Origin of the sequence: Celeribacter sp. (genome assembly GCF_048270365.1) — a bacterium.
In the GTDB taxonomy this organism is placed as follows: domain Bacteria; phylum Pseudomonadota; class Alphaproteobacteria; order Rhodobacterales; family Rhodobacteraceae; genus Celeribacter.
In genome coordinates this window covers 1-15,257 of sequence record NZ_JBLWTA010000020.1, presented here as the reverse complement: position 1 = coordinate 15,257, position 15,257 = coordinate 1, and the positions used below count along the sequence as shown (strand labels likewise).

15 protein-coding genes are annotated in these 15,257 nt (G+C 58.7%); 5 read left to right on the top strand and 10 right to left on the bottom strand.

What is annotated here, in order from left to right:
• Window positions 1–23: 23 nt before the first annotated feature.
• The 6 genes from ccmB to ACN0X0_RS18885 form a co-directional block, all read right to left on the bottom strand.
• The gene (gene ccmB / locus ACN0X0_RS18910) at window positions 24–680 is read right to left on the bottom strand and encodes a heme exporter protein CcmB (protein ID WP_417280447.1); all 657 of its coding nucleotides are present in this window, start codon (window positions 678–680) and stop codon (window positions 24–26) included.
• Window positions 677–1,297: a heme ABC exporter ATP-binding protein CcmA gene (gene ccmA / locus ACN0X0_RS18905; protein ID WP_417280446.1), complete on the bottom strand. Its 621-nt coding sequence runs from the start codon at window positions 1,295–1,297 to the stop codon at window positions 677–679. Before ccmA ends, ccmB begins: the two co-directional genes overlap by 4 nt.
• Window positions 1,298–1,364: 67 nt before the next feature.
• Window positions 1,365–1,718, bottom strand: coding sequence for an Mth938-like domain-containing protein (locus ACN0X0_RS18900; protein WP_417280445.1), 354 nt, complete (start codon window positions 1,716–1,718; stop codon window positions 1,365–1,367).
• Between the two features lie 75 nt (window positions 1,719–1,793).
• Window positions 1,794–4,421: a protein translocase subunit SecD gene (secD, locus tag ACN0X0_RS18895; protein WP_417280444.1), complete on the bottom strand. Its 2,628-nt coding sequence runs from the start codon at window positions 4,419–4,421 to the stop codon at window positions 1,794–1,796.
• 76 nt (window positions 4,422–4,497) lie between these two features.
• Window positions 4,498–4,827 carry a preprotein translocase subunit YajC gene (yajC, locus tag ACN0X0_RS18890; protein ID WP_167600797.1) on the bottom strand — a complete coding sequence of 110 codons (330 nt, stop codon included), beginning with the start codon at window positions 4,825–4,827 and terminating at the stop codon, window positions 4,498–4,500.
• 127 nt (window positions 4,828–4,954) lie between these two features.
• A complete protein-coding gene (locus ACN0X0_RS18885; RefSeq protein WP_417280443.1) occupies window positions 4,955–5,353 on the bottom strand; it encodes a VOC family protein in 399 nt (132 codons plus the stop codon).
• Between the two features lie 104 nt (window positions 5,354–5,457).
• Between ACN0X0_RS18885 and ACN0X0_RS18880 the strand changes: the two genes are divergently transcribed.
• The 4 genes from ACN0X0_RS18880 (at window position 5,458) to ACN0X0_RS18865 (ending at window position 9,841) form a co-directional block, all read left to right on the top strand.
• On the top strand, window positions 5,458–6,804 hold the full coding sequence (locus ACN0X0_RS18880) for a pentapeptide repeat-containing protein (protein WP_417280442.1): 1,347 nt from the start codon (window positions 5,458–5,460) through the stop codon (window positions 6,802–6,804).
• A 72-nt stretch (window positions 6,805–6,876) separates the two neighbouring features.
• Complete coding sequence (serS, locus tag ACN0X0_RS18875; RefSeq protein ID WP_417280441.1) at window positions 6,877–8,169, top strand: serine--tRNA ligase; 1,293 nt, start codon at window positions 6,877–6,879, stop codon at window positions 8,167–8,169.
• Between the two features lie 74 nt (window positions 8,170–8,243).
• The gene (locus ACN0X0_RS18870) at window positions 8,244–8,969 is read left to right on the top strand and encodes a hypothetical protein (RefSeq protein ID WP_417280440.1); all 726 of its coding nucleotides are present in this window, start codon (window positions 8,244–8,246) and stop codon (window positions 8,967–8,969) included.
• A 98-nt stretch (window positions 8,970–9,067) separates the two neighbouring features.
• Window positions 9,068–9,841: a hypothetical protein gene (locus tag ACN0X0_RS18865; protein ID WP_417280439.1), complete on the top strand. Its 774-nt coding sequence runs from the start codon at window positions 9,068–9,070 to the stop codon at window positions 9,839–9,841.
• On the opposite strand, the gene ACN0X0_RS18860 is transcribed toward ACN0X0_RS18865, so the two are convergent.
• The gene (locus ACN0X0_RS18860) at window positions 9,836–10,255 is read right to left on the bottom strand and encodes an NUDIX hydrolase (RefSeq protein ID WP_417280438.1); all 420 of its coding nucleotides are present in this window, start codon (window positions 10,253–10,255) and stop codon (window positions 9,836–9,838) included. The two genes, ACN0X0_RS18865 and ACN0X0_RS18860, sit on opposite strands and share 6 nt — an antisense overlap.
• Window positions 10,252–13,116, bottom strand: coding sequence for an excinuclease ABC subunit UvrA (gene uvrA, locus ACN0X0_RS18855; RefSeq protein ID WP_417280437.1), 2,865 nt, complete (start codon window positions 13,114–13,116; stop codon window positions 10,252–10,254). The genes ACN0X0_RS18860 and uvrA overlap by 4 nt, the downstream gene beginning before the upstream one ends.
• Window positions 13,117–13,344: 228 nt before the next feature.
• Here uvrA and ACN0X0_RS18850 point away from each other — a divergent pair, with 228 nt between their 5' ends.
• Window positions 13,345–13,704, top strand: coding sequence for a rhodanese-like domain-containing protein (locus tag ACN0X0_RS18850; RefSeq protein WP_417280436.1), 360 nt, complete (start codon window positions 13,345–13,347; stop codon window positions 13,702–13,704).
• A 51-nt stretch (window positions 13,705–13,755) separates the two neighbouring features.
• Here the strand turns inward: ACN0X0_RS18850 and ACN0X0_RS18845 are convergent, their stop codons facing one another.
• Together ACN0X0_RS18845 and ACN0X0_RS18840 are read right to left on the bottom strand one after the other, a co-directional pair.
• The gene (locus tag ACN0X0_RS18845; protein ID WP_417264246.1) at window positions 13,756–14,721 is read right to left on the bottom strand and encodes a LysR family transcriptional regulator; all 966 of its coding nucleotides are present in this window, start codon (window positions 14,719–14,721) and stop codon (window positions 13,756–13,758) included.
• Window positions 14,722–14,797: 76 nt separating this feature from the next.
• Window positions 14,798–15,157, bottom strand: coding sequence for a hypothetical protein (locus tag ACN0X0_RS18840; protein WP_226550357.1), 360 nt, complete (start codon window positions 15,155–15,157; stop codon window positions 14,798–14,800).
• Between the last annotated feature and the right edge of the window lie 100 nt (window positions 15,158–15,257).

Sequence of the window (15,257 nt, the reverse complement as noted above, 5' to 3'; positions counted from 1 at the left end):
GCGCTCGCACGGATGATCTCAACTCACCTTAAAGCGACCCGAATGGCTGCCGCTGCGGCAAAGGGCAGCAAGGCGATGGCCCCCAATGTGATCCCCGCCTGCATCGCCAAAGGCGTGGCGACCAAAAAGCCGCCTGCCCCACGCCGCACGACTTCGGCGCCGAAAATCAGCGTCGGAATGTAAAGCGGCAGGACCAGAAGGCTCATCAACAGCCCGCCGCGTTTCAGCCCCACGGTCAGCGCCGCCCCGAAAGAGCCGATGAAGGACAGCGCAGGCGTGCCAATGAGCAGCGTCACGATCAGCCAGCGATAGGCCGCGCTGTCGAGATGCAAAAGGAACCCAAGCGCAGGCGCCGCGATCACCAGAGGCAGGCCGGTGGTGATCCAATGCGCCAGAGCCTTCATCGCGACCACGCCCTCCAATGGGATCGGCGCGGTGGCCAAAAGATCGAGCGAGCCATCCTCGAAATCCAGCGCAAAAATCCGGTCCAGAGACAAAAGGCAGGCCAGCAAAGCGCCGACCCAGAGGATGCCCGACGCAATCGCGCTCAGCATCTCGCCATCGGGGCCCACGCCAAAGGGCACCAGCGTCACAAGGATTAGGAAAAAACCAAGGCCCAGCCCGAAACCGCCGCCAGACCGGAACGCCAGAGTGATGTCGCGCCACAACAGCCGTATCATAGGAAGGCCTCATCGAAATCGTCGCGGACCACATCCATGCGGGCCTTGAAGGGCGTCACATCAAAAACGGTTTCCTCGAAACCGAGATCAATGTGGGTCGCGATCACCGCCGCGCCGCCTGCCGCGACATGGGCTTTGACCGCAGAGGCAAAGAGCGCCACGGAGGCCGCATCCAATGACACCGTCGGCTCGTCCAGCACCCAGATCGGGCGCCCGGTCACCATCAGCCGCGCCAACCCCAACCGCCGCTTTTGCCCCGCAGAAAGATTGCCCGCCGGACGGTCGCGCAGAGCATCGAGATTGAAATGCAGGATCGCAGGCTCAATGTCATGACCGCCGTAGACCCCGGCCCAAAAGCCAAGGTTCTCCGCCACACTCAAGGTCGCTTTCAACCCATCCGCATGGGCCGCATAGGCCACGCTCTCGGGCTCGGCCGCCACCTCACCCGCATAGGGCGGCTGCAACCCCGAGAGCGTGCGCAAAAGCGTGGTCTTGCCAGAGCCATTCGGACCACGCAGCACCAACACCTCGCCTGCGGAGACGGCAAAGCTCAGGCCTTCCAGCACCGGCATCCCGCCCCGTGAGACGGTCAGATCTTTTACGGAAATCAAACTCATGCGGCCCTGTTTACAGCGATTCTAAAATTTTCATCTGACTTGTATCAAGCCCTAGACAAAACATGGATCAAACAGGCAGCAATGCGACGGCCACCCGCCGCCCTTCTGAAGCCAGCACATTATAGGTGCGCGCCGCCGTCGGCGTCGCCATAGGCTCCAAACCGATCTCTGCCGCGTCCAGTGCTTCGCGGAAACTTTGCGGCAGATGGGTCATCTCCGGCCCCGTGCCCACCACGATGAAATCGATCCGCCCACGCAGCTCAATGAGAGAGGCCGTGTCGGCATAGCCGCCCCAAGGCACCACCATGTTGCCACAGACCAGCATCGCGCCCTGATAGACCTTGCCGTCGATGCGAAACATGTTCGGACCATAGCCATCAACCGGCACAGCATCCTCGAACGGCATTTCATTGAATTGCATGGTTGTCTCCTTGATAAAAAGGCCCGCGACGCGCGCGAGCCTTTCCTTTGTGCTTAAAATACTCGACCCCGCGCGTCAAACCGCGCTGCCGTCGGTTTGGATGCCTTTGGCCGGTTCTTTCTTGTCCCAATCCCGCTTGACGCCCAGCCACAACAGGATGTTGGAGGCGACAAAGACCGACGACCAGGTGCCGACCACGACGCCCAAGGTCATCGCAAAGACAAAGCCCCGGATCACGTCGCCGCCCAGCACCAACAATGCGATCAAGGCGATCAAAGTGGTGCCAGAGGTCATCACCGTCCGCGACAGGGTCTCGTTGATCGACATGTTCAACACGCCCGCGAGGTCCATCTTTTTGTAGCGGCGCAGGTTCTCACGCACCCGGTCGAACACGACCACAGTGTCGTTGAGCGAATAACCGACGATGGTCAACAAAGCCGCAATGATCGTGAGATCGAACTGGATGCCAAAGAGCGCGAAGATGCCGATGGTGATTGCCACGTCATGCACCAGCGCCACCACGGCGCCCACGGCGAATTGCCATTCGAACCGCAGCCAGATGTAGAACAGCACGGCGGCGATGGCGGCGGCCACGGCCTCGACCGCGGTCCAGATCAGCTCGCCCGAGACCTTCGGCCCGACGGATTCGACGGAGGGGAAGGTGATCGACGGATCGACGGTTTTGAGCGCGTCTTCGACCAGTTGGATGGTCTCCGGCGTGATCGCTTCGACCTCGTCCTGAGCCTGAATGCGGACCATGGCGACGTGTTGGTTTTCATCGAAATTCGGATCGAAGACTTCGGTGATCGAAATGTCGCCAAGCCCCAGATCGGTCATCGCCGCACGGTAATCCCCCACATCAACAGCGGATTCGGATTGTGTCCGAATGGTCGTGCCGCCTTTGAAGTCGATGCCGAAATTGAGGCCGATGGCGAGGAAAGCGGCCAGTGCAGCGGCGACCATCACGGCGGAGAAGCCAAAGGTCAGCTTCGCCTGTTTGAAGAAATTGATCGCGGTCTCGGCAGGCACCAGACTGACGCCGGAGAGTTTCCAACCCTTGCGGTTCTTGCGGCCATACCAAGCGACGACCATCGCGCGGGTCACGTAGATCGCGGTGAAGACCGAGGTGATCAGACCCAGCGCCAGCGTCACGGCAAAGCCTTTGACCGGGCCGGACCCCATGACAAAGAGGATCGCGGCGGTGATGAAGGTGGTGATGTTGGCGTCGATGATGGCAGACAGCGCCTTTTCATAGCCAAGCTCGATCGCGCGGCCCGTCGATTTCGAGTTCTTCAACTCTTCGCGGATGCGCTCGAAAATCAGCACGTTGGCATCGACCGCCATCCCGACCGTGAGCACGATCCCGGCGATCCCCGGCAGGGTCAGCGTCGCCCCGATAGAGGACAGCAGCCCGAACAACAGCCCGACGTTGATGATGAGCGCGATATTCGCAAACATCCCGAAGAGCCCGTAACACGCGCCCATAAAGATCAGCACAGCGGCAAAGGCCACCATGGTGGCGACACGACCGGCCTCGATGCTGTCGGCGCCAAGCTCCGGCCCGATGGTCCGCTCTTCGAGGAAGTTGATCTTGGCGGGCAGTGCCCCTGCGCGCAAAAGCACCGAAAGTTCGGTCGATTCCTCAACAGTGAACGAGCCGGTGATCTGGCCGGACCCGCCCCGGATCGGGTCCTCGATGCGCGGCGCGGAGATCACTTCATTGTCGAGAACAATGGCAAACAGCGCCCCGACATTGGCGGCGGTGTAATCGCCAAATTTGCGCGCGCCGGTCGGGTTGAATCGGAAAGTCACAGAAGGACGCCCGTTTTGGTCAAAGGCCGGCTGGCTGTCGGTCAACTCGTCGCCCGAGACCACGGCGGCCTGTTCCAAAATGTAGTAGATGCCCGGTTCGTTGATCGAGGGCGCGAGGAAATTGCGTGCGCCCGGCGCTTCGTCCGGGTTCGTGGTACGCCCCACGACCGGGTTGAAGGTCAGCTTTGCGGTGGTGCCGATCAGATCTTTCAACTCAGCGGCGGACCCAATGCCCGGCACCTGAATGAGAATGCGGTCCTCGCCCTGACGCTGAATCGTCGGTTCGCGGGTGCCGACCTCGTCGACCCGGCGGCGAATGATCTCAAGAGATTGCTGCATGGTGCGGTCGTCCGTGGCGGCTTTTTCAGCCTCCGAGAGCTGCACCGTGATGATGTCCCCCGTGGCGGAAACCGCGATGTCGCGTTCGCCCGCAGCGGTCAGCGAGACCACCGGCGTGCCCAGAGCGCGCACGGTCGCAAGCGCCGTTTCCATACCGGAGGATTCGGAAATCCGCACGCGAAGCTGGCCAGCGGGGGCATCGAGACGGCGGATCGTGCCGACCGTGTCGCGTTCGTCCCGCAGCGCGTCACGCACCTCCGGCCAATAGGCATCCATGCGCGCGGCATAGACCTCGGACACCGCGACCTCGCCCAAAAGATGCGCGCCTCCGCGCAAATCGAGGCCCAGATTGACCAAATTCGACGGCAAAACCGACGGCCAGGCATCCCGCGCGGCGGCGCGCTCGGGCGTCTCACCCGCTCTCTCGATGGCGACAACCGCATCGTTGTGGCTTTCGACCCGCGGGTAGAAGGCGTTGGGGAGCGCGGCCAGAAGGCCAAGGGCGACGAGGCCCCAAATCACGATCCGTTTCCAGAGAGGCATTTGCAACATGGGAAGGTCCTGAGACGTCTTTGAATGGGAAAGGCCCGCTGATGCGCGGGCCTTGGAAGCGTTTTAAAACTGGGACTTAGGCGCCAGCGGCAGGTTCGGTTTTCGACACCACATTGGCGAGCGTCGCCTTCTGGACCTTGACCTTGACGCCGTCGGCGATCTCGACCTCGACAAAACCGTCTTCGCGCACTTTGACGACCTTGCCCATGATGCCACCGGCGGTCACGACCTCGTCACCGCGACGCACGGCTTCGATCATCGCTTTGTGCTGTTTCATCTTCTTTTGCTGCGGGCGGATCATGAGGAAATACATGATCGCGAAGATCAGGATCAGCGGCGCGAACTGCATGATCGGGTTGGCGGCGGCGCCACCTGCGGCCTGCGCATAAGCGGGGGTCACGAACATCTGTTGGTCCTTTGTCTCTAGGTATCTCTGAGCGGGCTTTTCACCCATGAAAGTCGCCGCGCACCCTATAGCGGGGCTTTCCCCTTGTCCAGCAAGGGGCGTAGGGTTTCACGACCCTGTTAGCGGATTACAAAAACCGCCCGCCCTGCTCAATCACTTCGATCTTGTAGCCGTCCGGGTCGGTGATGAAAAAGAACTTCGCCACACGAGTGCCAGCCGGCGCGAAATCGACGATCTTGCCGGGATTGAGACCAGCCTTGTCCATCCGCGCGTGCTCGGCCTCCAAGTCCTCGACCGACACCGCGAAATGCCCGTAGCCATTGCCGAGGTCATAGGGCTCTGAGGTGCCTTTGTTGACGGTCAACTCCAGCTCGAACTCGGAAAGCGGGTTCGACATGTAGATCAGCGCGAAGTCCGGAAAGTCGAGTTTCTCCGCGATCGTCAGCCCAAACGCCGCCTCATAAAACGCAACAGACCGCGCCTCATCGAGAACGCGAATACAGGAGTGAATGGCTTTGGCGGGCATGGTGGGTCCTTTGGGCTTGGTGGTTTGGGCTTGGCGGAACGCGGGGTTGTGGGGGATATAGGGAGCGTGAAGTGATTTTCACAGGGCTTTGACCGAGAGATTTGATGACTGACTTTGCGACGCGATTGAATGACTTCCTCTTTGACCAACTGACCATCGGCTTCGCTGCGTTCGTCGGGCTGTGTTTGCTCTTCGTAGGGGTGATGAACCAGATTGAGCCCGGACGGCACAAGCCGTTGCGCTTTTCCAAAACAGGTTGGCTGAATGCCTTAGGCTGGTTCACTGTGTTTTTCAGCCCTGTGCTCGTGCTGCTCTTTTTATCCGTCCTTGCCATGCTTGCTCAGGTGGGTTGGAAAATTCTTTCCGGCGACACGATGCAAGGAGAAGCAGACAATCTACGCTGGTATGTCTTGTCCTTCGTTGGCCTGCTCACTGCGCTCGGTGGGATTATTGGGACACCGCTGGCTCTTATTCGAGTTTGGACGACGGAACGGCAGACAAAGACGGCGGAGCAGAATTATATTGCAGAAGTATTGACCAAAGCTGCAGAAAACCTTGGGGCAGAGAAGGTACTAAAGCAGACAGGAGATAATGGAGAACAAGTCGAAACGGTTTCTCCAGCACTTGAAGTTCGTTCCTTAGGGCTACTGGCACTTGAACGTATTGCTCGAGAAAACTTAGGGTATCACGTTCAAGTCATGGAGGTTATCGCCTCTTACATCAGGAACAATTCGGTTTCAGGCGAAGCAATCCATACCGATTGGGACAAAGAAACGACAACTTTTTTAAGAGAAGACATTGAGACGGCACTTAAGATTTTCGAACGTCGTACAACGCAGCAACTACAAATTGAAACAGAGCAAAATTTCGTTCCTTCTTTAGTCAGAGCGACTTTCAACAATCGAACCTTAGGAAATCTATCCCTATTTAATATCGATCTATCTGGTTGTTCGTTTGAAGAATGTGACATCACAAATGTCATATTCCCAGATGCTGTAAAGATGAGAGGTTTGTCACTCCGAGGATCCCGAATTTACAATTCGGACCTATCTGCTCTCACTGAAACATCGATTGATCTTTCAGAGGCAGAAATCAACCAATGCACACTTCCTGAAAATATATTCGATGAAGATTCAATGGGCTGGGAAAAAACGGAATTCTATAGATGCCACTTTCCAAACTTTGCAAGCACAGCATCTCTTGGAGAGAACCTTTTCAACAATTGTCAATTTAGCAATGAAGTCTTCAGCCATGCCACCCCGTATATGAGTAGACACTGCGCGTTCAACAGGTGTGACTTAGTTAGCTCAGGTATTACTCAAGAGCATTTGGAAAAAACATTCGGAACTAAATCCTGCCAGCTCCCAAATGGCCTCAAACATCCAGAACATTGGCAACCTCGCCAAAGACGATTTCGGACTCGGTGGGAACAATGGAAAAGTAAAAACTAATCCCCCTTCCCTCCTTTCGCCCCCTGTTGCATAACCTCGCCCAAACCCAACCAACCCCCGAGGACCCAACCGATGCATGACATCAAGGCCATTCGCGAAAACCCCGAAGCTTTCGACGCCGCCATGGCGCGCAGAGGGTTGTCTGGCGTGTCTTCCGAAGTCCTCGCGCTCGACGCCGACCGCCGGGCCAAAATCGCCGCCGCCGAAGAGGCCAAGGCCGAACAGAACAAAGCCTCCAAAGAGGTGGGTGCCGCCAAGGCGAAAGGTGACGAGGCCGAGTTCGAGCGCCTGCGCGCGCTTGTGGCCGAGAAAAAGGCCGAAATTGCCCGTTTGAACGACGAAGCCAAGGCCGAGGACGAGCGTCTGCGCGACATCCTCATGGGCCTGCCCAACATCATGGCCGCCGACGTGCCGGATGGCGCGGACGAGGACGACAACGTCGAAATTCACCGCTGGGGCACGCCCGCAACGTTCGATTTCGCGCCGAAAGAGCATTACGAAATCGACGGCGTCAAAGCCGGGATGGACTTTGAGACGGCGGCGAAACTCTCCGGCGCGCGCTTTGTCCTGCTCTCCGGCGCCGTGGCCCGCCTCCACCGCGCGCTGGCGCAGTTCATGATCGACACCCATGTCGACAACCACGGACTGACCGAAACCATGACCCCGGTGCTGGTGCGCGAAGAGATGCTCTACGGCACAGGGCAATTGCCGAAATTCGGCGAGGACAGCTATAAGACCACCGACGGCTGGTGGCTCATTCCGACCGCCGAAGTGACGCTGACCAACATCGTGAACAACGTCACGGTGGACGAGGACTACCTGCCGCGCCGCTATGTTGCCGACACGCAGTGTTTCCGGTCTGAGGCCGGATCCGCAGGCCGCGACACCTCCGGCATGCTGCGTCAGCACCAGTTCGAAAAGGTCGAGATGGTCTCCATCACCCGACCCGACGAGTCTGAGGCGGAACATATCCGCATGACCACGCAAGCGCAGAACATCCTGGAGGCGCTCGGCCTGCCCTACCGCACCGTAAAACTCTGCTCCGGCGACATCGGCTTTGGCGCCGTGCGCACCCATGACATCGAGGTCTGGCTGCCCGGTCAGGACAAGTACCGCGAGATCTCCTCGGTCTCGACCTGTGGCGATTTCCAAGCGCGCCGCATGAACGCGCGTTTCAAACCCAAAGACGGCGGCAAACCGGAATTCCTCCACACGCTGAACGGTTCGGGCCTCGCGGTCGGCCGCACACTCATCGCCGTGCTGGAAAACGGCCAGAACGCCGACGGCTCCGTCACCCTGCCCGAGGCCCTGTCGCCCTACCTGCGCGGCAAGCTGACACTGACGGCCGAAGGCCAACTCGCCTGAACCTCCTCTGCTGCGACAAATACTCAAACAAACGGCGCCCTTTACGGCGCCGTTTTTCGTTCTAGATCAACCCTATGACCAACACACGCATGATCGCCCTTATCCACCTCTTAGCCGCTCTGGCCTTTGCCATTGCCGGACCGCTTCTGGCGCCCGATTTCCGGGGCTACGACCCCGCCGATTTCCCGATCCCTCAAGGCGATGCGCCCGTGGGACCTGCGGGATATGCGTTCTCGATCTGGGGTGTGATTTATCTTTGGCTCATCATCTCCGCCGCTGTGGGTCTCAAACGCCACGACGCCCCCGACTGGGCGCCGATGCGCGGACCTTTGATCATCGCGCTCCTCATAGGCACACCGTGGCTGAGCGTCGCCGTCGCCAGCCCAATCCTTGCCACCGTGATGATCTTTGCCATGCTGGCCTTTGCGCTCAAAGCCATGAGCCGCGCCCCTGTGCTTGACCCGTGGCTCGCCCGCGCACCCAATGCGCTTCTCGCGGGCTGGCTAACGGCGGCGTCCTTTGCCTCTTTGGGCTATGTCGGCGCGGGCTATGGCATCGTTTTCGGCGCGGTCGGATGGGCCTACATCTGCCTCATCGGCGCGCTTGCGGTGGCCTATGCGGGCACGCGCCTGCGCCCCGACGCGCCGCTTTACCCGCTGGGCACGGCTTGGGCTTTGATCGCCATCGTGGTGAAAAACTGGGGCTCGGAATGGGGTGTTGCGGGGCTGGCTGCGCTCGGTGCAATCCTACTTTTGTGTTTAAGTTTCAACACCTTAACACGAAATCATCACCTCACTTAATTTACGCCTCGAACAACCGATGTGCTTAAAATGACTTTTGAAAATTGAAGATTTCGGCATAAAATCTTAGCGATTTCCTTTAAGTCATCTTATTCCACATGCCCAAATCACTCACTGAAATTCTTAATAAATTAAAATCATGCCTCACCGGGGTTGTGATCGTGTTGGTCGTCATACCGGTTCTTCTACTCTTGTTCTTCGCCATGCATTCTTTGGCATATGGCGTTTTCAAACTTTTGCACCCTAACACGGCGACCAGCTACACAACGCCAGGCCATTTCTTTGCGCTGACCTGGATCTTAACTTTGTTGGCGGCCATCTTTATCATCTGGTTCGTCTCGCTCCTGCGCGACCTCGGCCCCCTTCTCAAAAAAAAACGTACCAAATATGTAAAAACAAAAATCTCGGAGGTCAGGCGAGGACTGATCACGAGTGCATCCTTTGGCGTGTTTCTCCTCATGCTGTCCCTCTGGTGCCTTATCCCTGCAACGCGCATTTCAATAACAAGCATCACACATGTCGGAGCATTCGGGCAGCGCAGCATATACCAAATGTCGAACATAACAGAGGTAGCATTTGAGTATCAAAGAGGCACACGATCAAGCATTCAATCCGCTCGCATCCATTTTACAAATGGTGATGACATCAGGCCTCAGCTCTCTACACGCGCGCTCGCTCTGATTGTATTTCTTGCGCCAAATAACATCACATGTACGGCAAATAGTGACTTTCTGTACAGCGGCCTTCTTTCCGACACACCACGCGAAAAACTCGCAGCCCTGCTGAGGCCGAACGCGGCGCATATCCCATCGGGCTGCCAATGGATTATAGACCCGAGGCTAGATATTCCCCGAAATGACCGAAGGTCATAACTGAGAGTTCAAAGCCCTCCGCGCCACACGTGTCACGTCCTGTGACAGCTCCCGCGTGGTCGTCAAAAGATCGTCGAGGCTCATCCAATCCACATCCGCCGCATCGTCAGCGGCCACGGGTTCGCCAGACACGTAGTCGCAGCGCACCGCCATGAGCAGAAAGTGGTAGGCCCCCGCCTCGATCAATTCGACGTGGTCGATCACCGCACCCGCAGTCGCCACCACGCCGGTCTCCTCATGAAGCTCGCGCACCGCCGCCTCGGTCAAAATCTCGCCGAATTCCACATGTCCGCCGGGAAAGCCCCATGATCCGCGCGCAGGCGCTTTGCCGCGCTGGACCATGAGGAATTTTCCATCGCGTTCGCAGACTGCAAGCACCGCGAGCTTTGGCGTTCCTATCGTCGGGGCTGTCATTCCGCCGCCTTCCGACTGGCCGCTTTCTCCAGCATCGGTTTGAGGTAGCGCCCGGTGTGAGACGCCGCGACCTCGGCCACCTTTTCGGGCGTGCCGGTGGCGACGATCTGGCCGCCGCCGTCCCCGCCCTCGGGGCCGATGTCTATGATATGGTCGGCGGTTTTGATCACATCGAGATTGTGCTCGATCACGATCATCGAATTGCCCTGATCGACCAGCTCGTGCAGCACCTCCAAGAGCTTCTTCACATCCTCGAAATGCAGCCCCGTGGTTGGCTCATCGAGGATATAAAGCGTCCGCCCAGTAGAGCGTTTCGCCAGCTCTTTCGACAGCTTCACCCGCTGCGCCTCACCGCCCGAAAGCGTCGTCGCCTGTTGCCCGACCTTGATGTAGCCAAGCCCCACGCGCATCAGCGCATCCATCTTTTCACGGATCGAAGGCACCGCCTTGAAGAACTCCTGCGCATCTTCGACCGTCATATCAAGAACGTCGGCTATGCTTTTGCCTTTAAACTGAATTTCCAGAGTTTCGCGATTGTAACGCTTGCCCTTACAGGTCTCGCATTCCACGTAAACATCAGGCAGGAAATGCATCTCGATCTTAATCACACCGTCGCCCTGACAGGCCTCGCACCGCCCGCCTTTGACGTTGAAACTAAACCGGCCCGGTTTGTACCCGCGCGCTTTCGATTCCGGCAGACCGGCGAACCAGTCACGGATCGGGGTGAAGGCGCCCGTATAGGTCGCCGGGTTCGAGCGCGGGGTGCGGCCGATGGGGCGTTGGTCGATGTCGATCACCTTGTCGAGATGCTCAAATCCTTTGATGGTTTCGCAGGGCGCAGGCGTCTCCCGCGCACCGTTCAGACGGGTCGCGGCGGTCTTATAAAGTGTCTCAATGGTGAGCGTCGATTTGCCCCCGCCCGACACGCCGGAGACACAGACGAATTTGCCCAGAGGGAAGTCGGCAGTGACCTCTTTGAGGTTGTTGCCAGTCGCTTTCACGACGGTGAGTTTCTTGCCATTGCCCTTACGGCGCGCGGTCGGCACGGCGATCTCGCGCGTGCCCGAAAGGTATTGCCCTGTGAGGGAGGCGGCGTCCCCTTCGATCTCTTGCGGCGTGCCTTTGGCGACCACCTGACCGCCATGCACCCCCGCCCCCGGCCCCATGTCAAAGACGTAATCCGCCTCGCGGATCATGTCCTCGTCATGCTCGACCACGATCACCGTGTTGCCCTGATCGCGCAGGTTCTTGAGCGTGCCGATCAACCGATCGTTGTCGCGCTGGTGCAGGCCGATGGAAGGTTCGTCCAGCACGTAAAGCACGCCCTGAAGACCGGAGCCGATTTGGGACGCCAGACGAATCCGCTGGCTCTCGCCGCCCGACAGCGTGCCGGCGTTGCGGCTCATCGTGAGGTATTCGAGACCGACGTTGTTCAAAAAGCCCAAGCGCTCACGGATTTCCTTGACGATGGCCCGCGCGATTTCCTGTTTCTGCGGGCTGAGCGTTTCCATCACGCCGTCGATCCAGAGGAAGGCCTCCTTGATGGATTTCTCCACCACCTGCCCGACGTGATGCTGGTCGATCTTGACCGCCAGAGCCTCTTCGCGCAGGCGATAGCCGCCGCAATGGCCACAAGGCCGGTTGTTTTGATAGCGTTCGAATTCCTCGCGCACCCAGTTGCTATCGGTTTCGCGATAGCGCCGCTCCATATTGGGGATCACCCCCTCAAAGCTGCGCTCGATCTCATAGACCCGCCCGCCGTCGTCATAGCGAAATTTGATCTCCTCCTCGCCGGAGCCATAGAGGAACATGTTCTGCACCTTGGCGGGCAGGTTTTTCCACGGCGTCGAGGGTTTGAACCCGTAATGTTTCGCAAGCGCTTCAATGGTTTGCAGGAAATAGGGCGTCTTGCCCTTGCGCCAGGGTGCAATCGCCCCGTCCGCCACTTTCAACGCCGCATCGGGCACCACGAGGCGCTCGTCAAAGAACAGCTCAACGCCAAGCCCATCGCAATGCGGACAGGCCCCGAAGGGCGCGTTAAAGGAAAACAGCCGCGGTTCAATTTCAGGGATCGTGAACCCAGACTCCGGACAGGCGAAATTTTCGGAGAACGTGATACGCTCTGGGTCGCCCTCTTTCGGCGCGGTTTCCAAAATGGCGATGCCGTCGGCCAGATCCAGCGCGGTCCTCAGAGAGTCCGCCAGTCGCGTTTCCAAGCCCTCTCGCACCACGATCCGGTCCACCACCACGTCGATATTGTGGCGGAATTTCTTGTCCAACGTGGGCGGCTCGTCGAGGTCATAGAACTCCCCGTCGACCTTTACGCGCTGAAAGCCCTGCTTTCTAAGCTCCAGAAATTCCTTGCGATATTCGCCTTTTCGGTCACGTACGATGGGCGCCAAGAGGTATCCGCGCGTGCCCTCTTCCATCCGCATGGTGATGTCCACCATGTCTTGCACCTGCTGCGCTTCAATCGGCTCGCCGGTCGTGGGGCTATAGGGCGTGCCCGCGCGGGCAAACAGCAAACGCAGGTAGTCGTAAATCTCCGTCACCGTGCCGACGGTCGAGCGCGGGTTCTTCGACGTGGTCTTTTGCTCGATGGAGATCGCCGGGCTGAGACCGGAAATGTGATCCACATCCGGCTTGCCCATCATGTCGAGAAACTGCCGCGCATAGGCCGAGAGACTTTCGACATAGCGCCGCTGCCCCTCCGCATAAATCGTATCAAAGGCCAGCGAGGATTTGCCCGAGCCGGACAGCCCGGTGATCACCACCAACTCGTCGCGCGGGATGTCCACATCCACGCCTTTGAGATTGTGTTCGCGCGCACCGCGCACTTCGATCGATTTCAACTCGGCCATCGGGCACCCCACTCGGTTTCTGCCCTCATATCTAGTGGAGAGCTTGCGCCGTTCCAACAGGAAATTGAGAACATAACAAGAACTGTCATGCAGATCGCCCCTTTTTTCACCGATCTCACTTATAGGACAGCGCGCCTGCCCCATCTGGGTGATTTGGTCACAGACGCGTCCCTCATTGCCGCGTTACAAATGGGCAAACAAGAACGACGACTGCAAAGGCACACTGACATGTTTGGATTGTTTGGCGGCGGCTCGAAAATTTCCGTCGAAGACGTCAAGACCGGGATGGCAAAGGGCACTTTGGTGCTGGTTGACGTGCGCGACGGGATGGAGCTGCATATGTCCGGCACCGCGAAAGGCGCGCTGCATATTCCGTTGCAAGAGCTTAAGGCGAAATGCGATCCCTCCTCGCCCAATTGCCTGCCGGAGATGAAAGACACCAAGACGACGAAGGTGCTGTACTGCGCCTCGGGTGCGCGGTCGTCGGGCGGTGTGCGTCTATTGAACTCTCTGGGCCACGAAGACGTGCAAAACCTTGGCGGGCTGCACGATTGGGTCTCGGGTGGCGGCGCGTTGCACAACGTTTGAGACAACGATCAAGTGACGGATAAGAAAAAGCGGCCCTGAAAGGCCGCTTTCTTATTCCGCAATCTCGCTGGCGATGCCTTCGAGTTTCGCCCCGTCCGACCGCGTCGCCGCATTGGCGGAGCTTTCGTCCGGCCCCATGTAGAGCGCGCGGCGGGCCGTGATTCGATTGGCGATAAAGCGCATGAATTCCGTCACCCGCGGCACATGGCGCAGGTCGGGATGGGTCAGCACCCAGATCGGGATATGATCGGACAGCGGCACGCCCGGCACCCGCACCAGCTTCGGATCGCTCGACCCCAAAAGATGCGAGGTCCGCACCATCCCCATGCCCTGTCGCGCCAGAGACATGGCCGAGACCATATCGTCCGTCTTGATCGCCACCCGCACCGGCGGCAGATCGGTAAACAACCCGGCAGGTGTCGAGGCAAACCACGAAGAAAATCCGATATAGGGCAACGCCGTTTCCATATCACGGCGCTCCAGCACATCCTTGTACTGCTCGATAAACGCGGGCGCGGCAAACCAACCCGCACGTTGCGGCGTCACCATCCGCCCCCAAAGGCTTTCTTCCGGCGCCTGAGTGACACGAATGGCCACATCCGCCTCGCGCCGGTGCAGGTTCAACACCTCGGTCGCCCCCAGAAGATGCACGTCGATCCCCGGATGCAGCGCCTTGAATTCCTTGATATCTTCGGCAAAATTGTCTTCCGCCATCAAAGGCGGAATGGTCACTTTCAACTCGCCTTCTTCGGTCTCGTCTCGCGCGGCCAAGGCCATGTCGAGCGCAACCATCCGCGCCTCGACTTCCTCGGCATGCGCAATGGCGACCTGCCCGGCCTCGGTCGGCTGAAGGCCGGACGCCAGACGGGTGAAGAAACGAACCCCTGCGGCATCTTCGGCCTTGGCCAGTTGCCGCGACACGGTCGCATGGTTCACGCCAAGCACACGCGCCGCGCCCGAAAGCCCGCCCTCACGCGCCACGGCAAGAATGTAACGAAGAGAATCCCAATCAGTCATAAGCGTCAGATTACATGACCTACATTTATGCACAAGAGGGGCGCATATAATATCACCCATCACAGATATTGATATATCACGCCATTGGCATGCTTTCATCGACCACACGGAACCGTGGAAAGGTCGCATTGAAATGCACCGGCACCACGCCGAACAGGAATGAGATCACCACAAGAGGAACGGCCAGAGGCCAACGGAGGCGAAATTCGTGCTTCGGCGCGATCTCCGCCAAGAGTGCCGTGGCCTCTTTCCACCGGCTGGCAGGTACAGTGATCGGCATACCACCGAAAGCGAGCGCCATCTCTGAACGGATCATGTGGGTCTGCGCCCCATGCAGGAACAGCGGAATATCCGTCGCGCCAAATGCCGCCTCGAGAAGCGCGAAATCAGCCGCACCATAGGCGCGACCAATCTCGATTAAACAACAATGTTTCAAAGGGGTTACTTTCTAAAAGAATACCCCTCAAATATGCAACGCCCGTCCGTAAGCTGCCAGCACGGATTCGTGCATCATTTCCGACATCGTCGGGTGCGGG